The 23373-nt window shown below is 37.4% G+C and carries 26 protein-coding genes; 8 read left to right on the top strand and 18 right to left on the bottom strand.

The genetic code is table 11. The annotated features are described in order from the left end of the window. Window positions 1-9: 9 nt before the first annotated feature. Window positions 10-939, bottom strand: coding sequence for a glutaminase A (glsA, locus tag CEY16_RS01695; protein ID WP_101330240.1), 930 nt, complete (start codon window positions 937-939; stop codon window positions 10-12). A gap of 79 nt (window positions 940-1018) precedes the next feature. Between glsA and CEY16_RS01690 the strand changes: the two genes are divergently transcribed. Then, complete coding sequence (locus tag CEY16_RS01690; protein ID WP_101330239.1) at window positions 1019-1495, top strand: hypothetical protein; 477 nt, start codon at window positions 1019-1021, stop codon at window positions 1493-1495. Window positions 1496-1597: 102 nt separating this feature from the next. Beyond that, the gene (locus tag CEY16_RS01685; RefSeq protein ID WP_101330238.1) at window positions 1598-2176 is read left to right on the top strand and encodes a YhcN/YlaJ family sporulation lipoprotein; all 579 of its coding nucleotides are present in this window, start codon (window positions 1598-1600) and stop codon (window positions 2174-2176) included. 45 nt (window positions 2177-2221) lie between these two features. Here the strand turns inward: CEY16_RS01685 and CEY16_RS01680 are convergent, their stop codons facing one another. Beyond that, complete coding sequence (locus CEY16_RS01680) at window positions 2222-2494, bottom strand: hypothetical protein (protein WP_101330237.1); 273 nt, start codon at window positions 2492-2494, stop codon at window positions 2222-2224. Between the two features lie 123 nt (window positions 2495-2617). Between CEY16_RS01680 and CEY16_RS01675 the strand changes: the two genes are divergently transcribed. Continuing rightward, complete coding sequence (locus tag CEY16_RS01675) at window positions 2618-2776, top strand: DUF2197 domain-containing protein (RefSeq protein ID WP_101330236.1); 159 nt, start codon at window positions 2618-2620, stop codon at window positions 2774-2776. A 32-nt stretch (window positions 2777-2808) separates the two neighbouring features. Here CEY16_RS01675 and CEY16_RS01670 read toward each other — a convergent pair whose 3' ends face one another. After that, complete coding sequence (locus CEY16_RS01670) at window positions 2809-3147, bottom strand: YlaH-like family protein (protein WP_101330235.1); 339 nt, start codon at window positions 3145-3147, stop codon at window positions 2809-2811. A 128-nt stretch (window positions 3148-3275) separates the two neighbouring features. Here CEY16_RS01670 and CEY16_RS01665 point away from each other — a divergent pair, with 128 nt between their 5' ends. Then, on the top strand, window positions 3276-3461 hold the full coding sequence (locus CEY16_RS01665) for a DUF5325 family protein (protein ID WP_101330234.1): 186 nt from the start codon (window positions 3276-3278) through the stop codon (window positions 3459-3461). A 4-nt stretch (window positions 3462-3465) separates the two neighbouring features. On the opposite strand, the gene CEY16_RS01660 is transcribed toward CEY16_RS01665, so the two are convergent. Continuing rightward, on the bottom strand, window positions 3466-4275 hold the full coding sequence (locus CEY16_RS01660) for an inositol monophosphatase family protein (RefSeq protein ID WP_101330233.1): 810 nt from the start codon (window positions 4273-4275) through the stop codon (window positions 3466-3468). A gap of 246 nt (window positions 4276-4521) precedes the next feature. On the opposite strand from CEY16_RS01660, the gene CEY16_RS01655 reads away from it, so the two are divergent. Continuing rightward, on the top strand, window positions 4522-5160 hold the full coding sequence (locus CEY16_RS01655) for a YktB family protein (protein WP_101330232.1): 639 nt from the start codon (window positions 4522-4524) through the stop codon (window positions 5158-5160). A 27-nt stretch (window positions 5161-5187) separates the two neighbouring features. Here the strand turns inward: CEY16_RS01655 and CEY16_RS01650 are convergent, their stop codons facing one another. The 10 genes from CEY16_RS01650 to CEY16_RS01605 all read right to left on the bottom strand — a co-directional run bounded on the left by CEY16_RS01650 (window position 5188) and on the right by CEY16_RS01605 (window position 14669). After that, window positions 5188-5463 carry a UPF0223 family protein gene (locus CEY16_RS01650; RefSeq protein WP_101330231.1) on the bottom strand — a complete coding sequence of 92 codons (276 nt, stop codon included), beginning with the start codon at window positions 5461-5463 and terminating at the stop codon, window positions 5188-5190. Between the two features lie 14 nt (window positions 5464-5477). After that, complete coding sequence (locus CEY16_RS01645) at window positions 5478-6434, bottom strand: NAD(P)H-dependent flavin oxidoreductase (RefSeq protein WP_238378734.1); 957 nt, start codon at window positions 6432-6434, stop codon at window positions 5478-5480. A gap of 20 nt (window positions 6435-6454) precedes the next feature. Next, window positions 6455-7144 carry a class I SAM-dependent methyltransferase gene (locus tag CEY16_RS01640; RefSeq protein WP_101330229.1) on the bottom strand — a complete coding sequence of 230 codons (690 nt, stop codon included), beginning with the start codon at window positions 7142-7144 and terminating at the stop codon, window positions 6455-6457. Window positions 7145-7294: 150 nt separating this feature from the next. Next, entirely contained in the window at window positions 7295-7402 is a 108-nt protein-coding gene (locus tag CEY16_RS01635; RefSeq protein ID WP_101330228.1) for a GapA-binding peptide SR1P, read from the bottom strand. Window positions 7403-7593: 191 nt separating this feature from the next. After that, entirely contained in the window at window positions 7594-8520 is a 927-nt protein-coding gene (locus tag CEY16_RS01630) for a polysaccharide deacetylase family protein (protein ID WP_238378733.1), read from the bottom strand. 226 nt (window positions 8521-8746) lie between these two features. Next, window positions 8747-10156 (bottom strand): dihydrolipoyl dehydrogenase, encoded by a 1410-nt coding sequence (gene lpdA / locus CEY16_RS01625; RefSeq protein WP_101330227.1) that lies wholly within the window; start codon window positions 10154-10156, stop codon window positions 8747-8749. 3 nt (window positions 10157-10159) lie between these two features. Next, the gene (locus tag CEY16_RS01620) at window positions 10160-11527 is read right to left on the bottom strand and encodes a dihydrolipoamide acetyltransferase family protein (RefSeq protein WP_101330226.1); all 1368 of its coding nucleotides are present in this window, start codon (window positions 11525-11527) and stop codon (window positions 10160-10162) included. Between the two features lie 28 nt (window positions 11528-11555). Then, window positions 11556-12533, bottom strand: coding sequence for an alpha-ketoacid dehydrogenase subunit beta (locus tag CEY16_RS01615; protein WP_101330225.1), 978 nt, complete (start codon window positions 12531-12533; stop codon window positions 11556-11558). A gap of 3 nt (window positions 12534-12536) precedes the next feature. Continuing rightward, window positions 12537-13580, bottom strand: coding sequence for a pyruvate dehydrogenase (acetyl-transferring) E1 component subunit alpha (gene pdhA, locus CEY16_RS01610; protein WP_101331105.1), 1044 nt, complete (start codon window positions 13578-13580; stop codon window positions 12537-12539). A 429-nt stretch (window positions 13581-14009) separates the two neighbouring features. After that, on the bottom strand, window positions 14010-14669 hold the full coding sequence (locus tag CEY16_RS01605) for a YkyA family protein (RefSeq protein WP_101330224.1): 660 nt from the start codon (window positions 14667-14669) through the stop codon (window positions 14010-14012). 144 nt (window positions 14670-14813) lie between these two features. On the opposite strand from CEY16_RS01605, the gene def reads away from it, so the two are divergent. From def to rnjA, 3 genes are all read left to right on the top strand, one after another. Further along, window positions 14814-15371 carry a peptide deformylase gene (def, locus tag CEY16_RS01600; RefSeq protein WP_101330223.1) on the top strand — a complete coding sequence of 186 codons (558 nt, stop codon included), beginning with the start codon at window positions 14814-14816 and terminating at the stop codon, window positions 15369-15371. A 380-nt stretch (window positions 15372-15751) separates the two neighbouring features. After that, complete coding sequence (locus CEY16_RS01595; RefSeq protein WP_101330222.1) at window positions 15752-15961, top strand: DNA-dependent RNA polymerase subunit epsilon; 210 nt, start codon at window positions 15752-15754, stop codon at window positions 15959-15961. Window positions 15962-15964: 3 nt separating this feature from the next. Then, entirely contained in the window at window positions 15965-17632 is a 1668-nt protein-coding gene (rnjA, locus tag CEY16_RS01590; RefSeq protein ID WP_101330221.1) for a ribonuclease J1, read from the top strand. Between the two features lie 60 nt (window positions 17633-17692). Here rnjA and CEY16_RS01585 read toward each other — a convergent pair whose 3' ends face one another. From CEY16_RS01585 to CEY16_RS01570, 4 genes are all read right to left on the bottom strand, one after another. Continuing rightward, window positions 17693-18361: a potassium channel family protein gene (locus CEY16_RS01585; protein ID WP_101330220.1), complete on the bottom strand. Its 669-nt coding sequence runs from the start codon at window positions 18359-18361 to the stop codon at window positions 17693-17695. A gap of 159 nt (window positions 18362-18520) precedes the next feature. After that, on the bottom strand, window positions 18521-19492 hold the full coding sequence (locus CEY16_RS01580; RefSeq protein WP_101330219.1) for a DUF6612 family protein: 972 nt from the start codon (window positions 19490-19492) through the stop codon (window positions 18521-18523). Between the two features lie 132 nt (window positions 19493-19624). After that, complete coding sequence (locus CEY16_RS01575; RefSeq protein WP_101330218.1) at window positions 19625-21448, bottom strand: ABC transporter ATP-binding protein; 1824 nt, start codon at window positions 21446-21448, stop codon at window positions 19625-19627. A gap of 12 nt (window positions 21449-21460) precedes the next feature. Continuing rightward, window positions 21461-23218, bottom strand: coding sequence for an ABC transporter ATP-binding protein (locus CEY16_RS01570; RefSeq protein WP_101330217.1), 1758 nt, complete (start codon window positions 23216-23218; stop codon window positions 21461-21463). Between the last annotated feature and the right edge of the window lie 155 nt (window positions 23219-23373).

Genomic DNA, 23373 nt, shown 5'->3' with positions numbered 1-23373 from the left:
GAGCAAGTACTAAAACATGGACCATCTTTTTTCCTCTGCAAGTTTTTCAAGCAATTGCATTCCAACTACACTGTTCCCTTTTTTATCAAGAGCTGGTCCGAATACTGCTATGCCACCGTTCTTTTTCAATACACCCATGATTGCACCGGACACTCCACTTTTAGCAGGAATGCCAACATTAATAGCGAAAGTACCTGAGGCATCATACATTCCACAGGTTACCATGAACGTTTTACAAATTCGTGCTACATGAAGTGGAATCAGAGGATTGTTCGTATCAGGGTCTCGACCATCATTCGCAAAAACTGCAGCGATCCGTGCGAGTTTCTGCACATTGATATTTATAGCACATTGCTTCGTATAAACATCAAGCAATTCTTCCACGCTTCCGGTAATGATTCCATGCTGTTTCATAAAATAACAAAGAGCTCGATTAAGAAACGCGGTTTCGAACTCTGACTTTGCCACTTCTTCATCGTAAGTAATAGAAGGATCATCAGTCAGCAAACGAACCAATTTAAGAATTTCTTCAACCATCTCTTCTGAATCTCTACCACGGATCATATTCGTAACAGCAAGAGCCCCGGCATTTATCATTGGGTTAAAAGGCTTTGCAGGTGTATTCACTTCCAGTTTGGCTACCGAATAAAAAGGATCACTTGATGGTTCTTTGCCAACTCTTGAAAAAACTGCCTTTTCCCCGTGCTGAACTAAGGCCAAAGCTAAAGTAAGTACTTTAGAAATACTTTGGAGCGTGAAAGTGTACTCAAACTGACCAGCTTTCATCACTTCATCCCCAATAGGATAGTAAGCAACAGCATTTATTTCAGGTTGTTGGTTTGCAAGAGCAGGTATATAATCTGCAACTTTACCATTGTTTGCATAAATTCGTACGTGTTCCAACCACTGATGTAAGTCTTTTTCAAATATTTTTTCCATAAATTAATCACTCCTTAATGCATCGATGGTCAATGTTCGATATACTTGATAGGAATTCTTTTAAAAAGAGGTGACCATAATGATTGTACAACTTAATGGAAATGTTAATTTCCCGATCACTTTAGATCCAACTGTATGGATATTCGACGATCGTAAAATCGAGCTAGATAAAGTATTTCATACACCTTCAGATGAAGAAACCGACGATGGTAAACAGGAAGTTTGGGACCGAAACGAATATCAGCAACAAATCAGGCCGCCGGTAAACAAAAGTATTTCTAGATATGAGCGCAAAAAGGTATTGGAGAACAGCTATGTAATGCCTATCAGACACTTCATTCATAATGCGGAACCGAGTGTGGAAGCTACTGAGGCTGTACTACATACAAACGAAGGAGAAGTGACAATCACTTACCAACAACTGCTAGAATCTTTATTACTTTTTGCATTAGATGGAAAGCCATTAAGAGAAAATGGACCTGTCCAAGTTCTTTTCGGTGATGGATCAAATCAAGATGAACCGATTCAAGGTGTCCACACTATAACTGTTCACTAATTGTTCAGTTTTCATCAAAATAATATATAATTACCATCAATTACCTCTCATGAACTCCTTTTTTCTAAGCAAAATAAAGAAAAAAGGAGTTCATGATTTTTTATGGATTATAAAGGGTTAAATATCATGATGTTCATCATATTATTTTTGGCAGGATGCATGTCACAACAAAATCAAGGTGGTCCTTCCTTAGAAGAACCTACTCCAATTAGTGACTCTGAGATTGAACAGTCAAATGAGCATAGTAATCAACAAGCTGCTAAACGTCTATCTCAACTAGCTTCAGATGTTCCAAATGTGCAAGATGCTACGGCTGTCGTTTTCGGTTCGTATACAATTGTCGGAGTTGATGTTGATGGTGATCTAGATCGCTCCAGAGTCGGGACAATCAAATACTCAGTTGCGGAAGCCATTAAACACGACCCATTTGGCCATTATGCGTTTGTTATAGCTGACGCAGATATCACTGACCGTTTGCGAAAAATGAATGAACGAATAAGACAAGGTCATGCAGATGAAGCAATACTTGATGAAATCTCCAATTTAGTCGCGAGATTCATTCCAGAAACACCGCCTAAAGAAACAGCCCCAAATCCTAACAACCGACCTAATGAAGATAACCAGGAACAGGGACCTGTAGAAAACATACGTAACGACCAATCAAAAGAAGAAACTGAATAAAGTCTAAGTAGAAATGACACCTCCCTTGACTAAAGGGAGGTGTTTCTATTTGTCATCTTTTTCATCAGTTTTTACTTCATTATAGTATTGAACGCCGAACTGTGAACCCTCAGAAACCATATCTGCATTTTCGATGTGATCAGTTTCAGGCTTCCCTGCTTTATCAATAGGAAAGTCATCCTCTTTAGTTAATTTCTTTTTCATACTTTGAAATTGTTGATTGATTTTGCTACGACGATTTTCATCTGTAAAAATATAAGCACCAAGGGCTGCTCCTGCTGCAACTACTGAAGATATCAAAGTCTTTTTCTTATTCATAATAAACCCTCCAATTCGCTTTCTACTTTCATATTTTCCCCAAAGATTTGATTTCAAACATTACTGTTCAATACAAAACATCGCCTATACATGGTATAATGTCTTTATCTAGAGGTGATTCATATGAGAGTGAAATGTGTTTTATGTGACAATGTTGAAAAGATTGAATCTTTCTCATTAGAAGCGAAACAATTGAGGAAACGTCGCAAACAAACTTATTTGTGCCCTAATTGTTACGAGCGCATTGGGAAGCAAATTGTAGAAAAGAAATCCAGAAATTAAAAAGGTTGCCCTTTTATGGGCAACCTTTCTGTCTATTCTGCTTCATTTTTTCTTTCTCGATGTAAACGCAATCGATAAACCCCTAGAATCAATGCAATGACAAAGAGCACTTCAATCATGGGTAGACGAGCAATCAACGTAAACAAGGTCAACACTAAACACCCAACCGCTAATAGAACGTAAATAAAGAGCGATTTCATTAGAGGTAATTTTTTTGCGAACCCAAGTTTGTATGTAATTATTGCCAATATCGTTATTGCTATGAAGAGACCCCAAAATCCTGCCTCTCCTCCAATATCGATTAGAAAAAATTCTTCGAATGGCCATATTTTAAAATCTTCTATGACTTCTTCTTGTGGTCGTTCATCCATCAAGAATCCTCCTCAAGTTTAATACCATTCTCATCATACAAAATGTTGAAGAAAATAGCTATCCAAAAATAAATGTTTTCAAAAATTGTCACATCATGTACACTTATCACAGATAAGAGGTGAAGAGAATGAAACATCATCAAAAAATGTTCCTATTAGCAATCGCAGTTGTACTCTGTTTCATTGCTACAGCGATTGTCATCAGTTATCAAAATTATGGTTTAATGACACTATTCTTCTTAAGTGGCATTGGACTTATGGGATATGGTTTACGTTTAAAAAGGAATTACCAAAGCAATCAAGACAATGGATAAACCTCTATCCATTGTCTTTTTGTTGTATGAAGGTAAGTAATGACTGGTGAATCGAACGATTGGAACAAATTACAGTATTGCCAGTCATCATATCCAATTCACTTCCATCTACTCTCGTTGTAATGCCACCCACTTCTTCTACCAGGATTTTACCTGCAGCAATATCCCATGGTTGAAGACGCATAGTTATATAGGCGTCAATAATACCTTCAGCAATGAACGCAAATTCCAATGCTGCTGAGCCGTATGACCTTGTTCCTTTAACTTTCCTGACAAGCTCATGAATCTTCTTTTCATTCAATCGTCTATTGGGGATCGCCCAAAAATTATTGATTCCGACTAGAGCGTCGTCTAATCTTTTATGCGGATCAATGTTTGGCAATCGTTCACCATTTTTATAAGACCCTCTTCCCCTCACCGCTTCATATAGAGTGTCATCCATTACGTCATAAATGAGCCCGATTTCACCAATGCCATCTATGTAGATGCCTATCGAAATAGCAAAAAATCGTTGTTGGTGCACAAAATTCATCGTGCCATCAATCGGATCTATTATCCAAACAACTCCATCTAATGAATGGACTTCGTCACCCATCCCTTCCTCACCAAGAACTTTGTGATCGGGATAGACGGAAAATATTTGATCAATGAAATATTGCTCGGTTTTTTTATCGATTTCGGTTACTAAATCTGTCGCATCCTTTTTTGTTTCTACCTCATAAGGTTCTTTCATATCTTGCTTTATTTGCTTTCCTGCATTTAATATCCATTCTTTTGCTTTCTCCAAATATTCATCAACATGTGATTGAGCCATATATAAGTGATCTCCTTTTTGAGAAAAACTTGGCTTCTCGCCAATTCCTAATAGCGAAAGCCTTAGTTTTTCACATACTTTAATCTTTTAACAACGTTAAACATTCTTAAAGTGTAAAATTCCTTATTACCTTATCATATCAAAATTAAACAATTGATTCAGCCTGCTTGCTTATTGCTATAATTATAAAAGGTGTGAGGACTATGCTAAAATAATAAAAGAAGAATCATTGAAAGGGTGACAATCTTGGGTTCATTTACAGGTTTTGCACAAAAAGATTTTGATGTATTTAAAATTGACGGTCTTGACGCCAGAATGGAAGCATTAAAAAGCCGTATATCGCCAAAGCTTGAAGCTATAGCCAATGAGCTTCAGCCTGAATTAACATCACTTACAGGAGATGAGATGCACGTCCATGTTGCAAAACATTTGCGACGTACTACTAATCCGCCTGATGATACTTGGGCAGCATTAGCAAACAATAATCGAGGCTATAAAAAGCTGCCTCACTTTCAAATAGGTATGTGGGAAACACATGTCTTCATTATGTTCGCTGTCATTTATGAAAGTCCAATAAAAGGTGATTTCGCAAAACAACTTAAACAAAATAAGTCTGAAGTATTAAAAGAGATACCCGATAATTTTGTCTGGTCAAAGGACCATACTAAACCAGAAACAATTCCTCACCAGGAGATGAAGGACGGGGAGTTTGTCCGTATAGTCGATCGCCTTGAGAATGTGAAGAAAGCAGAAATCCTCTGTGGAGTCACGGTCGATCGCAAAGATCCACGTTTAAAAAACAAGAAAGAGTTTCTGAAATTATGCGAAGATACGTTCAAACAGACATCTAAATTGTATAATATGACTAAACAGTTAAGTACGTAATAAAAGTCGGCCATAATAGCCGACTTTTTATTTTTTCATAATTATAAAATCATTATTTTCGTCTTTTTTTGCTGCTTGGACTACTCGATAAGGGACATATCCTGATTGTTTTTCAAAATCCTTGCACAGAGTTTTCTCTTCACTTTTAGATGGAACGATCTTTTTGAATTTATTATATTTCTCCATGATCTCTTCTTTTTTTGCTTTACTTTCATAGGCTCTCTCTACGATTTGATAGAAATCGATCACTTCCATCATTTCCTCTTTCGACCACTCCATGTCTAAGGGATAGTTGTACTCCATTGTATCTCTCCTTTTTAAAAATTCTCCAACCTTTCTTTTACAGAAGCGATATCTTTCTCAATACTTACGAACAATTCTTCAACGGTTGGCACATCATCGATACGCATAGATACTTGTCCAGCCCAAGCAAATCCCTCTTCCTGCGCACCTTCGTAAATATATCTTTTATTTGCTTCACCACTGATATAATCTTTCAATCCTTCATACCCAACATCTTGGTTTTCTAATTGCAATATTTGATCAGTCCATGAGTTTTTTAGAGCTCTTGCTGGTGCACCTATAGATCGTTTAATCATTACGGTTGATTTCTCATCCGCTTCAAGTAATGCTTTTTTATATGATTCATGAGCATGTATACACTCTTTTGTAGCTATGAACCTTGTGCCCATTTCGATTCCTTCCGCTCCTAAAGCAAGTGCAGCCATTAGCCCTCTTCCGTCGCTAATCCCTCCAGAAGCAATCACTGGGATAGTAACAGAATCGACAACATCAGGGGTCAATACGAATGTTCCAATATCATCACGACCTAAATGGCCCCCACCTTCATGTCCTACTACCATTACTGCATCTGCTCCCAGTTCCTCAGCTTTGATAGCTTGCCTTTTTGCAGCAACTAGTACAAGCTTTTTAATACCTGTTCCTTTCACCATGTCAAGAACAGGCTTGGGATTTCCCCCAGTTACTGAAATAGCAGATACGTTTTCGTCTATAGCCACCTGGACCATATGTTCAAATGGTCTTCCATGTTGACCAATCGCAAAATTAACTCCAAAGGGCTTATCAGTCATTTTTTTAACTTTTTTAATCTCGTTCCTCAACTCTTCTTCATTCGCCAAGCTCATAGCAGTTATTTGCCCCAAGCCGCCAGCATTAGACACCGCTGCAGCAAGCTCTGCATATGCAAGGTGAGCCAATCCACCTTGGATAATTGGTAGACGTATCGAAAGTAATTCAGTTACTTTTGTATTCATAGGTCGTGCCTCCATCATGATTATGATTTTTTGAACATATAAAGCCACATGAATGTTAATGATTGTCTCAAATCGGTAGAAAGTTGCTCCAATAATCTTTTATCCACTCCACGTTTGTAAATGCCTTCTGAATCAATGACTTCCAAACCTAGTTCATTTGCCAGTTGTTTCAGTTCCCAAGGCATCATTGTGTTGCATATAACAGGCTCTCCATATACCCGCCTATAGCTATTGACTCGCGGTTTAGCAGTTGGTCCCAGGATACCTATACAAAGGGTTCCGCCATCTTTAACTACTCTCATCATTTCCTTTAGTCCTTCCACTGGAACTTCAGACCACTCCAAAGCATTAATCGCAATTAAAGAATCGAAGCTTCCAGTTGAAAAAGGTAGCTCAAGCATATCTGCCTGATAAAAAGTTAGGTCAGTCATTTTCTCTGATACACGTTCTCTGCAAATACGGATCATTTCTTCGGAGAGGTCCACACCCGTAACCTTATAACCTGCCTTCATGAGTTTAAAAGAACCATAACCATCTCCACAACCAATGTCAATAATAGAAGTCCCTTTAGGATTATTTCTTTCGTAAAAAGGTACTATAGCCTTTCGACTACCTTCTTCCCACATTTCCTTACTGTTTGCATTCCAAAATGAAGCTCGTTCATCCCATTTCTTTTGAGCTTCTAAATGCCACTTGAATGTATCCTCCATTATGTACACCTACTTCTTCAATATTACTTTTCATTTTACCAATTCATCACATTTAGAACTAGTATAACGAAAAAACACATGCACCTTCTCATTAATGTACAAATTAGGACAAAAGAAAACCAGAGCACGTTTGCTCTGGTTCAATTTGCATTACTTCTTCTTATGACAGTCACAATTATTGCTATAAAGCGTCGTCACTTTATTATGCTCGAAGTGCTCAATAATACGTTGGCAAGTTGAACAGATGATAGTTCCCAAAATCAAGGCACCCCTTTCAAATAAGGTTATAATTATAATATTACAATCAGTATAATGTGTTACACTAATTAAATCAATAGGTTACAACAATTATTTTAATTAGTGTAATTAAGTTATTTTGTTACATACTAAATACCCCCTTATGATTGTATTAAACATAAGGGGGTAAAATTCGTAATTATATTTTTTTCTTATTGATTAGGGCCCTCGATTAATGCAGGGTTCAGCATTTCAAATCCTTTATCTCTAAGACCATTCACTATGTCTTCAAGAGCATCTTTCGTCCACTCACGATCATGCATCAAAAGATTTGCGCCATTCAATAGATGTTGTGTTTCAACCATGATTTCAGCCAGAGCCTCTTTTTCCATATAACCTTGAGTGAAATCATACCCATAGGACCAATTCATCAATAGCATTCCTTCATCTGCAACTAACTGTTTTGCAAAATCAGTATTTACGCCATGTGGAGCTCTAAAGTACTTTGGTTTTTCACCTGTAACTTCTTCAATCAACTTACTTAAGCTTAATATTTCCTCTTTTTGTTCTTCTTCAGAAATGTTACTTAAATTTGTATGCCCGTATGTATGATTTCCGATTGGAAAGCCCATTTCATGTATCTGTCGGATAATATCCTTCTTTTCTTCAGATTCCATGAATATCCCGTTCACAAAGAAAATCGCAGGTGCGTTCAGTTCTTTCAATGTTTCAGCCATTTGTAGAGCGTACTTATCAGGTGCATCATCTATCGTCAATAAAACAACTTCAGATGGAGCATCATTTATCGGTTTAAAAGACCAGTGGTCAGTCATTTGATACTGAGGTTCTTTGTTTTCTTCTACAACTTCTGTAGAATCATCTTCCTCATTACTTACATCATCTTCCTTGGTACTTTCATTCTCTTCCGAACCACTTTCTTGCTCATCACTTTTATCTTCATCTGTTTCAGGCTCATCTTGTGTTGTATCATCGTTATCTTCGCCTTTTTCAGATTCATTATTCTCATTTTTCTCTTGTTCTTCTGCTAAAAGTTCATCTTCGCTCGGTTCGCTTTCACTAGAACATGCGACCATAACTATACAAGTCAATAGAATCAATAGAATTTTTATTTTATGCAATGATGTTCCCCCTTAGTATGTATTGCTTTAATTATAAACTATTTTATAGATAACTGTAATAAGACTTTTTGACAATTTTTAATAAAAAATTCTATTTATTGTAGTGATTAGAGAGACTTAAAGATATTAAAGTAAGTAAAAAGTTTATTGGTACATTAGAATTCACATTAATAATCAACACAAAAAGAAGCTTGCCGAAGAATCGACAAGCTTCCTACTTTTAAAATTATTTTGTAATGTGAATTGGCATACCCATTGCCAGTTCTGCAGCTTCCATCACTGTTTCACCTAATGAAGGGTGAGCATGAATCGTCAATGCTAAGTCCTCAGCTGTCATACCGGATTCGACTGCAAGGCCGATTTCCGCAATAATTTCACTAGCGTCAGGGCCAGCAACTTGACCACCAATGACTAAACCATCAGATTTACGAGTGATTAATTTTACAAAACCATCTGAGTCATTCAGAGACAATGCACGGCCGTTTGCTCCAAATGGGAACTTCGCAGCTTTAACATCATAACCAGCCTCTTTTGCACTTGCTTCAGAATGTCCAACTGTAGCTAACTCAGGGTCAGAGAATACTACTGCTGGAATTCCTAGATAATCGATCTCAGATTTCTCTCCACTAATAGCCTCTGCAGCAATCTTACCTTCATAAGAAGCTTTGTGTGCTAGTGGCGGCCCTTCTACGATATCACCAATTGCATAGATGTTATCAAGATTTGTACGGCACTGTTTATCGATTTTAATCAAGTTGTTATCGTCTAGTTCTAGACCGATATCTTCAAGACCCATCTCATCAGTATTCGGACGGCGCCCAACTGTAACTAAAAGATAATCAGCGTCGATTGATTTTTCTTCGCCTTTAACTTCATATTTAACAGTTACGCCATCATCTTTTTCTTCAACACCTTGAGCCATAGCTTCAGTAATTACTTCAACGCCTTTACCTTTTAAGCGCTTCTTAACTAGTTGAGTCATTTGTTTTTCGAATCCGCCCAAAATGTCCTTGGTACCTTCTAAAATTGTTACTTCAGTACCAAAACTAGCGTATGCTCCCCCTAGCTCTGTACCGATATAACCTCCACCGATTACGACCATTTTCTCTGGAATCTCTTTCAGGTTCAACCCACCAGTAGAGTCAAGTACACGATCAGAATATGGGAAAGGCTTTAATTCAATCGGACGTGAACCAGTTGCTATGATACAGTTTTTGAACTTATAAGTTTGAGATTGTTTATCGTCCATGATCTTACAAGTGTTTTTGTCCACGAAATAAGCTTCACCTTTAACGATGTCCACTTTATTGGATTTCAATAATCCTTCAACACCGCCGGTCAACTTTTCAACAACTTTACCTTTCCATTCTTGCACTTTATCAAAGTCAACAGAAACTTTTTCTGCTACAATTCCCATGTCTTCAGAACCATTCGCATGTTCATAGCGATGACCTGCTGAGATTAACGCTTTAGAAGGTACACAACCAACATTCAAGCAAACCCCACCAAGATTGTCTTTATCGACGATTGTTACCTTTTGGCCCATTTGTGCGGCACGAATAGCGGCAACATAGCCACCAGGTCCCGCTCCAACTACTAGAGTATCTACTTCTTCCGGAAAATCTCCTACTACCATAATCTACGCCTCCATCATAATTAATTGTGGATCATTCAATAAACGTTTCACGTGATTCATTGCATACTGTGCGGTTGCACCATCGATCATACGATGGTCGAATGTCAGTGAAACAGCTAGTACTGGTGCTACAACCACTTCACCATCGCGAACTACTGGTTCTTCACTGATTCTACCAATTCCTAAGATAGCTACTTCAGGATGATTGATGACTGGTGTGAAGAACTTACCTCCAGCTGAGCCGATATTAGTGATTGAGCAAGAACCACCTTTCATTTCTTCTGATGATAGTTTACCATCTTTCGCTTTAGTAGCAAGTTCATTGATTTCAGATGAAATATCGAAAATTGATTTACGATCAGCATCTTTAACAACTGGTACTAACAATCCTTTATCGGTGTCTGCAGCAATACCAACGTTGTAATAATGCTTATGAATAATCTCCTCGGTTTCATCATCGAAAGAGATATTCAGTATCGGATATTTCTTAAGTGTTGAAACAAGCGCTTTTACTACATAAGGTAGATAAGTCAACTTGATATCTTGTTCAGCTGCGACCTCTTTGAACTTTTTACGATGGGCAACTAGTTCGGATACATCAACTTCATCCATGAGTGTAACATGAGGTGCAGTGTGCTTAGAATGAACCATCGCTTTTGCAATCGTACGACGGATTCCACTGATTTTCTCACGTGATTCAGGGTATTCACCTTTTGGTTGTGATTGCTTAGTTTCCTTCTCTGAAGCTTCGGAAGTCTCATCAGATTGTTCTGAATCAGCTTGAGCATCCTCTTGATCACCGCTCAGGTATTTATCAATATCTTCTTTTAAGATACGACCATTTTTACCTGATCCAGAAACTTTTTGGATATTGACTTCATTTTCACGTGCATACTTACGTACAGATGGCATTGCAATTACACGCTCACCTGTGTCTTCTTCAGAATCTTCATCTTTTGACTTAGGTTGTTCTTTTGACTTAGATTCTTCTTTTTTATCAGATTTCTCTGCAGAATCATCTTTTTCTGATGCTTCTTCCTTCTCTGAATCTTTATCTTCCTGTTCGGCAGATTTTTCTTCAGCTTTAGCATCTTCTTTTTCATCAGAATCTTCGTCGTCGTCAGAGTCATCATCTTCCGAATCAATTTTAATGATAACGTCACCAACAACCGCTGTTTCTCCTTCACCTACTAATACTTCTTCGATTGTTCCGTCTACTGGAGATGGAATTTCTACAACGGCTTTGTCGTTTTGTACCTCACACAGGACGTCATCTTCTTTAATTTCATCGCCTTTTTTTACGAACCACTTTGCGATTTCACCTTCATGGATTCCTTCACCAATATCGGGTAGTTTAAATTCAAAGGCCACTGGCTTTCCCTCCTATTCTAATTCATGATTAAAAGTTTAAAGATTCTTTTGCTTTTTCAATGATGTTTTCATAATTAGGTAACCAAATTTCTTCTGCTTCTGAGAATGGATAAACAGTATCAGGTGCAGTAACTCGAAGTACAGGTGCTTCCAAGTGTAAGATCGCACGTTCTTGAATTTCAGAAACGATACTTGCAGCAATACCAGCTTGGCGTTGTGCTTCTTGTACTACTACCGCACGATTTGTTTTCTTTACGGATTCAACGATAGTTTCTACATCAACTGGACTAACGGTACGTAAGTCGATTACCTCAGCGTTGATATCTTCTTTTTCCAATTCTTCAGCAGCTTTCATACATGCATGCACCATTGCGCCATAAGCTACAAAAGTGATGTCGCTACCTTCTCTTTTAATTTCAGCTTTACCTAAATCAATCGTATACTCTTCCTCTGGTACTTCTTCTCTGAATGAACGGTATAACTTCATGTGCTCTAAGAAGATTACAGGGTCGTTATCTCTGATTGATGAAATCAAAAGCCCTTTAGCATCGTAAGGATTAGATGGAATAACAACCTTCAAACCTGGCTGTTGAGCCATTAAACCTTCTAAACTATCTGCATGTAATTCAGGAGTGTGAACACCGCCACCGAATGGTGAACGAATAGTAATCGGTGCGTTCCAACGACCACCTGAACGGTAACGGAAGCGCGCAGCCTGTCCACTGATCGCATCCATCGCTTCGAAAACAAAGCCGAAGAATTGAATCTCAGGAACTGGACGGAAACCTTGTGTGGATAGCCCCGTAGCAAGCCCGATAATGCCTGATTCAGCCAATGGCGTATCAAAAACTCGTTCTTCTCCAAATTCTTCTTGTAAGCCTTCAGTCGCGCGGAAAACTCCTCCGTTTAAACCAACATCTTCACCGAACACTAAAACGTTATCGTCGTTCTTCAGTTCGGTTTGTAGCGCGTTCGTGATTGCTTGAATCATCGTCATTTCAGCCATGGGTTACTTCGACTCCTTTTCTTTATATTCTTCCATCTGCTCCTCTAAGTTAGCTGGAAGTTCGTCATACATAATGGACATTAGATCTGTCACTTTTTGTTTTTCGTATTTGTCAGCTTTTTTAACTGCTGCTTTAATTTCTTCTTTAGCTTTTTCCATCACTTCGTTTTCTTGCTCTTCAGACCATAAGTCTTTTCCTTCTAAGAATTTACGGAAGCGAACGATTGGATCTTTTTTCTCCCACTCGTCATCCATATCATCTGTACGGTAACGAGTCGGATCGTCCCCTGCCATAGTATGAGGTCCATAACGATAAGTCATTGTTTCGATTAAAGTAGGACCATCACCATTCACAGCGCGTTCACGAGCTTCTTTAACTACTTGATAGACAGCTAGCACGTCCATTCCATCTACAAGGAAACCTGGCAAACCAGCAGCTACAGATTTCTGAGCGATTGTAGATGCTGCAGATTGTTGTTCTACTGGAACAGAAATCGCAAATTGATTGTTTTGCACAACAAAAATAGCTGGAGCTTTGTAAGCACCTGCAAAGTTGATTCCTTCGTAGAAATCACCTTGAGAAGCACCACCATCACCAGTATAAGTGATTGCAACATTTTTCTTGTCACGACGCTTGAAACCTAATGCAACACCAGCAGCCTGTGTGATCTGAGCACCAATAATGATTTGAGGACTTAACGCATTTAAATCATCAGGCATTTGGTTTCCGTGATAATGACCTCTTGAAAAAAGAAACGCTTGATATAAAGGTAGGCCTTGCCAAATAAGTTGTGGCACATCACGATATGCAGGTAAAATGAAGTCTTCTTTCTCTAATGCAAATTGGCTTCCTAATTGTGAAGCCTCTTGTCCTGCTGTTGGTGCATAAAACCCTAATCTTCCTTGACGGTTTAAAGCGATAGAACGTTGGTCAAGTACACGCGTATATACCATACGACGCATCAGTTCGACCAAGTCATCATCAGACAAATCAGGCATAGCATCTTCATTCACCACTTTACCTTCTTCATCTAGAATTTGAATCATTTCGAATTTCTCTTCGATACTTTCAAGTGGACTATTGAAATTCACACTCGTCACCTCTTCCTTTCAAATTGTTATTCTTCGATTAGCATTCCTAACTGGCTAAGTACTCATCCATATCTTTTATTAATGTACCCGTTACAAACTGTACTTAAGCATTGGCAACTGTTTCAATGTTTTAATGAAACTCACTAGTACAAGCCAAACTATTTTAAGTTTATCCTAAATATCACTTTGTAGTCAAACACTTTATACCTACTAAGAATAGTGAGATTATCACACAGCTTTTCTAATGCCTTTTTTTCAAAACTGTTACAATGAAATCACAAAACTGTACTATAACAGTTGGTTCAATAAATCTTTGTTAGAGTACAATTTTTTTAAGAGCAAAAAAACACATCGACAAATTTGTCGATGTGTTTGTGAATTAATCTATTCGGAGAATTCGACATCTAAGCCAGATGATTTATAGAATTCTCTTTTTGCTTCATTAAATTCCTGAGTCAATTGATTGAATGATTCTTGCGCAGAAGTGACATTACTATAACTTTCATTGATGTCCTCTACTTGTTGATCCAATTCTTCCTTTTCCAATTCTTCGTCTTGAAGCATTTCATATAATTCTGCATCCTCATCTAGCGATTTCTGGTAAGCTTCATGAAGTTGACCGAAAGCATCGTAGCGTTCGTTCATCTTACTGATCATTTCATCAGCATTTTCACTTGCTTCTTCATCTAATTCTTCAGTATATTGCTCGACTTTATCGAATTCCTCTTTAGCCGCATCAATACTTTCCATTTCTTGATCAATTAGCTTTCTTCTTTCTTCTACCAAACTTAAAGCTTCGTCAGCTTTTGAATGAACTTCTTCTAGTTCATTTAAGTTGATATCCATCAGTTCACTGTACAACTGATTTTCTTGATTTTCAATTTCTACTAATTCCTGCTGTGCACTTTCAAATGATTGTTCGAGTTCTACAGACTTTTCAAGATGTTGATACATATCCTCTGCGGAATTCGACTCCTCTGAACATGCGGATAGCATTAAAGATAATAAAAGGATTGCTGTAATTGTAAATATTAATCGCTTCAACCTCTTACCCCTCTTCCTTGTTGTATATTCCAAAATCAGTATAACATATCTTACATGAAAAAATTAATTGTATTCTATTATGAAGACAATGAAAATATGATAAAATTGTAAAAGTGAAATTGCGCGTGGAAAGGATGGAACTTAATGATAACAATGGATGATATCGTACGGGAAGGTGATCCTGTATTACGAGAAAATGCTGAAGAGGTATCCCTTCCACCTACTGATGAAGATAAACATATATTGGGAGAAATGCTTCAATTCATCAAAAATAGTCAAGATGAAGAGATCGCCGAAGAATATAACCTACGTGCTGGTGTAGGTATAGCTGCGCCTCAAATTGGAATATCGAAACGTATGCTTGCTGTACACTTTACAGATTTCAAAGATAAAGAATACAGTTATGGATTGTTCAACCCTAAAATAATAAGTCATTCAGTAGAAAAAACTTATTTACCTGGTGGAGAGGGTTGTTTAAGTGTCGATAGGGAAGTTCCCGGGATTGTGCCTCGATATGCTAGAATAACTTTACGTGCTACTACACTCGAAGGTGACGAGGTAAAACTTCGCTTGAAGGGTTATGCAGCAATTGTTGTTCAACATGAAATCGACCACTTGAATGGGATTATGTTTTATGACCATATTAATAGTGAAAATCCTCAGGAAATACCTGACAATGCCACTTCGGCAGATGAACTATAACTTAAAGTATTATTATTTTAATTGACTACTTCTATTAATATTTTCTTATTTAAAGGTAAAATGTTTTATTTGATATCATAGGCAGTATATAATGTAAGTAGACAGTTTATAATGAAAACAGTCAATTTAATTCATTCACGCTGATCAATTTTATAGTCAGATGTCCATTATCATACCATGAAGGGATGTATGGTATAATGTTGAAGCGTTTGAAAGAAAAAATTAAAAAGCGTATAAACAAATGGTTACGCTCCAAAAACTACTTGAAAACTTAGTAATAGTAGGTTTATTAATTTTGTCATTAATGCTCATTTGCATTTTTAAATAGCTAAACGGATAGGTAATGTTCGGAGAAATTAACAGAATAAGGAGAGAAACAAATGATTTTTAAAGTACTATATCAAAGTGGTGCTGACGAAGCCCCTGTTCGTGAAGAAACAAAGTCTATGTATGTAGAAGCCGAGAGTGTACGTGAAGTTCGATTAAAGCTAGCAGAGAGAGATTATAATATTGAACATGTCCAAGAACTAAGTGAGAATCATCTCAACTATGAGAAGAAATCCGAGAACTTTGAAGTGGAGAAGCTCTAGATTATGAAGTTTGTAAAAAATGATCAAGTAGCCGTCTTCGCACTAGGAGGCCTTGGTGAAATCGGAAAAAATACGTACGGTATACAATTCCAAGATGAAATCATCTTAATTGATGCCGGAATCAAATTCCCTGAAGATGAATTACTAGGAATCGACTATGTCATTCCAGACTATACGTATTTAATCCAAAACCAAGACAAAATCAAAGGATTATTTATCACTCATGGACATGAAGACCACATCGGTGGAATTCCATATTTACTCAGAGAAATAAACATTCCCATTTATGCAGGGAAGCTAGCTATCGGACTTATCAAAAACAAACTCGACGAACACGGACTTTTACGAAACGCGGACTTAAACACCATCCAAGAGGATGATCACATCAAATTCAGAAAAACTTCGGTGTCATTCTTCCGTACAACACACAGTATTCCAGATGCATTTGGAATCGTAGTGAAGACACCACCAGGAAACATCGTTCATACCGGAGATTTTAAATTCGACTTTACTCCAGTAGGCGAACCAGCAAACTTGACGAAAATGGCAGAGATCGGCGCTGAAGGTGTACTATGTTTACTATCAGATAGTACAAACAGTGAAGTTCCTGGTTTCACACTTTCAGAGAGTGTAGTTGGTGAGAGTATACAGGATATATTCAACAAAGTTGAAGGAAGAATAATTTTTGCTACTTTTGCATCCAATATTTATCGACTTCAGCAAGTTGTTAAATCTGCTGTTAAAAACCAGCGGAAGATCGCTGTTTTTGGTAGAAGTATGGAGAATGCAATCCGTATTGGACAGGAGTTAGATTATATACAAGCTCCGAAGGATACCTTTATTGAAGCGAACCAAATCAATAAATTTCCTGCAGATGAAGTTTGTATCTTATGTACAGGCTCTCAAGGTGAGCCTTTAGCTGCGTTATCTCGTATAGCTAATGGAACTCATAGACAAATTCAGATTCAGCCTGAAGATACAGTAGTCTTCTCATCTTCACCAATACCGGGCAATCAGATCAGTATAAGTCGCAACATCAATAAACTTTACCGAGCTGGAGCAAATGTAATTCATGGCTCACTAAATGATATTCATACTTCTGGTCACGGTGGACAAGAAGAAATGAAATTAATGCTACGTCTTATGCAACCTGAATACTTCATGCCAATTCATGGTGAATATCGTATGTTAGCTGAACACATTAAACTAGCTTCTGCATGTGGTGTTGACCCTGATAATAGCTTCATAATGGATAATGGAGATGTACTAGCTATTGGCAAGAAGCAAGTTGGAGTAGCAGGAAAAGTACCATCTGGATCAGTTTATGTAGATGGTAGTGGAATCGGAGATATCGGTAATATCGTATTACGTGATCGCCGCATTCTTTCTGAAGAAGGTTTAGTAATAGTAGTAGTAAGCATTAACATGAAAGAATTTAAAATTGCGTCCGGACCTGACATCATTTCTAGAGGGTTTGTATATATGAGAGAGTCGGAAGATTTAATCAAAGATGCTCAAAAACTTGTATCGAACCATTTAGATAAAGTGATGGAACGTAAAACAACACAATGGTCTGAAATTAAAAACGAAATCACAGACACGATTCAACCATTTTTATATGACAAAACGAAACGTCGTCCAATGATTTTACCAATAATTATGGAAGTATAGTCCAAAATTACCTATCCACTAGCTAAAAAAGGTATCTCAACAATGTTGAGATACCTTTTTTTATTCGTCATCTATTACAAGATCCTTTTCAAACCTAGAAATATCTTTATCAGCACCTATTACAATCAAAATGTCATTAAACTCAATTTCTTCTGTTGCCATTGGAGATACGTTGATTTCCTTACCGCGTTTAATTGCAACAACGTTACAACCATATTTGGCACGGATGTCTAAGTCTTGGAGAGTTCTCTCGGCCATTTTTTCACCCGCTTTAATCTCCACCACACTATATTCATCTGATAGCTCTAAATAGTCCAACACGTTACTTGAAATGATGCTATGAGCAATACGTTTACCCATATCTCTTTCAGGGTGTACGATCTCATCAGCACCGATTTTATTCAAAACTTTTTCGTGATAATCATTTTGGGCTTTAACTGTCAGACGTTTTATTCCTAATTCTTTCAATATCAATGTAGTCAAAATACTTGCATGAATATTATCACCAATAGCTACGATGACGTGATCAATATTCCTGAAACCCAACTCTTTTAATGCAGCTTCATCAGTAGCATCCGCAATGACTGCATCTGATGCAATCTCTTTAAACTCATTAACTTTATCTTCATCAGAGTCTAATGCAAGTACTTCTTTTCCTTCCCTGCTTAACTCTTTACAGATGCTTCCTCCGAAACGTCCGAGACCTATTACAGCATAACTTTTTTTCATATGTTTTCCTCCCACAAGCTTATCTTCAGATAGTCTATCATATTTTAAAGCATTTGTAAGATAATTTAAGAAATATTGATGCGCCATCTTAAGAAAAGCTATTTTAGGGAGGTTAGGGGTTTTTTAATCAAATTCTAGTTTATAGCACTTATATTTTCCCTAGAACGATTGAGCATTATCCACCACTTCTTCTGGTACTGTAATTTCATCGATCGCATTAAAATCACTTAATTTATAAGTTCCCTTATGATATTGCTTCACTTCACCTATTTCTCCTGTTGTTTCTGCTTCATACTCAATAGAGTACTCTGTCATATAAAATGTATCTTTATCAACCTTTATCTCATAAGAGCCGTTACTTATTTGCATGTTCTCATAGTGTTCCTTGAGTGTCTCATTCTGTGCTCCGAAACTCGCACCCATTATCACGTTTTTATAATCCTCATGATCGCCCTCAAAAGAAAGCAAGTAATGGTCACCTTGATCAGTAACTGAAAAATGCTTACTGAATTTCAAGTATTCATCTATTTGTTCCTCTTCAAAAACCTTATATTGCTCATACATACTCCCATATTCAGAAGTAGTCGGCATAGTGAACCAATTCCCATCTGCGAAAATATATAGGTCACCTTCTGCCATATACATTTCGAACATGGACTCTTCCCCACTATCCATAATTGATTCACCTTCTGCATGCATCTTTGCAGGGTCTGATAATACGATTTCCATGGTGAATAAGGTTTCACTTACTTCATTAACTCCATTTGACGTAGAATCATCATAATATTCGCTTACCCCTTTAAAGCTAGTAACTTCTTCCATCGCTTTCGCTGTTTTCTCTAAAATACTATCCGTATCACCGAGAACATTCTTTCCACTATCACTATTTGAATCATCACTCGAATCCTCGTCTTCTACTTCTTCTGATTGGTCTTCCCCTTCATTTTCTTCTTCCCCTTGATCGTCCTCTTCATTCTCTTCTTCTGCACCACTGCTTGTTTCACCGTCTTCCTCCCCAGACTCCTCTGAGGTGGTCGCATCAACTTCATCTTCAGTGCTTATGGTCTCTTCTTGACAAGCAATCAAAATAGAAACTAGTAATAGTATGAAAATGAGCAGTATTTTTTTCAAATTGTACACCTCTCCCCTTTTGTTTGTTCATAAAAGCTTACAAGAAAGGTTGAGGGGAGTAAATTATACTTAGGTATATTTTTGTAACAAAAAAACAGACATGAGGTTTTCATGTCTGCCTTATATATTTAATTATATTTGATCTAGCATCTGGAACTGTGATTTCACAAGCCCGTAGTATTCTCCTTCACGATCCATCAACTCGGCGTGACTACCTTGCTCTAATATTTTACCATTTTCAAGAACGATAATATTATCAGCGTCACGGATTGTTGAAAGTCGGTGAGCAATAATTATTGCTGTTCGACCTTTCAGAAGACGTTTCAATGCCTCCTGAATCTTCATTTCAGTTTCAGTATCTATACTCGCAGTTGCCTCATCCAGGATGATTATACGTGGGTCTGCTAATAATGCACGAGCAAAGGATAGTAGCTGTCTTTCTCCTGCAGAAAGGATGTTACCTCTTTCTTCTACCTCTGTTTCGTAACCACTAGCTAGTCGCTGAATAAAACCGTCTGCACCTACTACTTTAGCAGCATCCATAACCTCTTCATCTGAAGCGTCCGGTCGACCGAAACGTATATTTTCCATGATTGTTCCTGAAAAAATGAACGTGTCTTGTAAAACCACACTAATGCTTTGTCTGACATCTTCAAGCTTAAGATCTCTCAAGTCATGACCGTCGATTTTTACCGCACCTTTAGTAGGATCATAAAAACGACTAATCAAGTTTGCTATCGTTGACTTACCAGAGCCTGTATGGCCAACCAAAGCAACTGTTTGACCTGCTTTCATCTCTAATGAAATTTCATGTAATGCAATACGATCCTCATCATATGCGAATTGAACCTGATCAAATTCGATATGACCTTCCATTTGTTCAATGCGAGTAGGATTTTCTTTTTCTTCAACATTCGGTTGTTCATCTAAGAATTCGAAAATACGTTCTGATGCGGACATAGCCATAAGTAACTGATTATACATTTGACCAAGTCTTGAAATCGGTTCCCAGAACATCCCGATAAATAATGCGAAAGTAAAGAATGTACCAAGTTCTACGTCACCATTGATAATTAAAAACGAACCATATGAAATCAAAATGACTGTTCCAACAGCATTACTCATCTCCACAAAAGGACGGAACATCGCACTCTTACGACTTGCCACATTCCAGCTATCGAAGTTATCTGAATTAACACCATTGAAGTATTCAGTGTTATTACTTTCCTGAGAGAACGATTGGGTAATTCTGATTCCTTGGATACTCTCATTCAGGTGAGAGTTTAATCTAGATTGTTGGATTCTCACATTTTGCCAAGAACGTCGAATATTTTTTCTTAATTTAGTTGAAATATAGAACATAATCGGAATGATTATAACTACCGCCAAAGCCAATTGTGGACTTAAAACGAATAGGATGATGACGATGCTGAGTAGCATGACCACGTCCATCAACAAGTTGATAATTCCATTCGTGAAAAGCTCTTGCAGTGAATTAATATCATTCATGATTCGTACGATAATACTTCCTGCGGAACGATTATCAAAGAATCGATTTGATAATCGTTGTATGTGTGAGAAAAGATGTTTTCTCAAGTCATAGATTACATTCTGCCCTAGAATATTGACGTATTTTATCCGAATAGCATTCCCGATGTAGTTGAATACATAGAGGATAGCAATCAAGAGGACAAGTTGAACAAGAAGATTTGTATTTCCATTTTCTATTGCAACATCAATCGCTAATTTACCAATTATTAGTGGTACAATTAATCTCACTGCTGTCGAAATAAGCATTGCAATAATCGCAATAGGTAATTCTTTTTTTGCATACGGCTTAACGTATTGCAACATCCGAACCAATTGATTCCAGTTAAAGGGCTTATCTACAGCCAAGTCTTGCGTATAGTGGAATCGTTTTATATGTGGACTTTTTGTATTACTTTGTGTAGCCATGGTATCCCCCCTTTATGCATGTTGCTGGTTGCCTAAAATCTTTTCTTTGTCTTGGTATTGAATATCATAAATCCGTTGATATGGACCTTTGTTTTCTAGTAAGAACTCGTGCTTTCCGCGTTCAACAATTTCCCCATCTTCAAGTACAAGAATTTCATCTGCATGTTTCAGAGAAGAAATACGGTGAGCAATGATGAAAGTCGTTCGATCCTTCATCACTTCTTTTAGAGCCTTTTGGATTCTGAATTCAGTCTCCATGTCCACAGCTGAGGTAGCATCGTCAAGTACAAGAATGCTAGGATTGATCAAGATTGCACGCGCAATTGAAATACGCTGCTTTTGACCACCTGACAGACCCATACCACGCTCACCAAGTTTAGTGTCGTACCCTTTAGGCATTTCCATTATGAAGTCATGAGCTTGAGCTCTTTTAGCTGCATCAATAATTTCTTCCATAGATGCTTCTGGATTTCCATATGCTATGTTGTCTTTGATTGTCGTAGAAAAAAGAAAAGGTTCTTGAAGTACGAAACCGATATGTTTTCTTAGTTCTTGTAACTGATAATCTTTCACAGATTTACCGTCCAAGAGTACTTCCCCTTCTTCAGGCTCATAGAAGCGAGTGATCAACTGTGTGATACTCGTTTTACCCGAACCTGTAGCTCCAATAAGCCCTACAACTTTTCCCGGTGGGGCATCAAAGGATATCTTTTTCAAAGCCTCATCGTCATCCTTTACATAAGTCAGAGTAACATCCTTGAACGTTACATGACCCTTTACGTGTTCATTTTTCGACGCTGGGTTTTTATCTAAGATTTCATCTTCTGATTCTAAAATTTCAAGCAGTCTCTCACCTGATGCTTTAGCTTGTGAGAACAAGTTAACCACGAATCCAAAGTTCATTAGTGGTCCGATAATGTACCATACTAGACTAAAGAAGGCTAACAGTTCGCCGGGTGATAGTTCACCATTAATGACTAGATAACCACCAAAGCCTAATAAAGCTACAACACAAACGTTCCCGATGAACTCCATTAAAGGAAAATATTTGGCCCAAATTTTTGCTGTATGAAGATAGTTCTGTCGATAATCTTCCCCTTTTACGGAGTAACGGCCAATTTCAAAATCTTCACGCGAAAGTGATTTGACCGTATTCATCCCAGAGATGTTTTCCTGGACTCGGGTATTCATACGTCCGAATGATTTTCTAATTCCTCGGAAAGCTGGGTGTACTCTCTTATCAAATTGAAAGACTACCACAATTAAAAATGGCATCGCCGCCATTGTTACAAGAGCTAACGGAACTGAGTAAAAAAACATTACTGACAAACTACCTAATACTAGAAGAAATATTCTTAGTAGTTCGGCAAATCCGAACGATAAGAAAAACCTGAATCCTTCTACATCCGCTGTCAGTCGAGACATCAGATCGCCTGTTTTAGCGTTATCATAATAATGAAATGACAGTCGTTGTAATTTTTTATAAATCGAATTTCTGACATTATAAACGGTTGATATACCGAAATAATCTCCCATATACTGCTGGAAATAAACTGCGACAGCTTTTATCCCCATTAGTAGAATAAAACCAATAGCCAAATAAGGAATCAGTTCATAAAGCCCTGGTGCAATAACATTGTCAATTGTTTGTTGAAGTACAATCGGATAAACCAAGGTGATTCCTGTAACAAATAATAGTGAGAATAAAGACCAGAAAAAATATTTTTTGAATGGCCAATAATACTCCTGTAATTTCTTAAAAGTATCCACGAAGTATCCCCCTTTTCTGTAAAATTCATGAAGTTTAAGAAATATCATTTATAAAAACAATACGCTTTAATAAATATATCGGGTTCCGAAATAAATATCTACCCTTTTGCTTAAATTTTTTAAAAATTTTTGCATAATATTACTTTATCTTTTCC

It is taken from the genome of Halalkalibacillus sediminis, from assembly GCF_002844535.1.
GTDB classification, from domain to species: Bacteria; Bacillota; Bacilli; order Bacillales; family Alkalibacillaceae; genus Halalkalibacillus_A; species Halalkalibacillus_A sediminis.
This window is presented reverse-complemented; position numbering and strand designations above follow the sequence as displayed.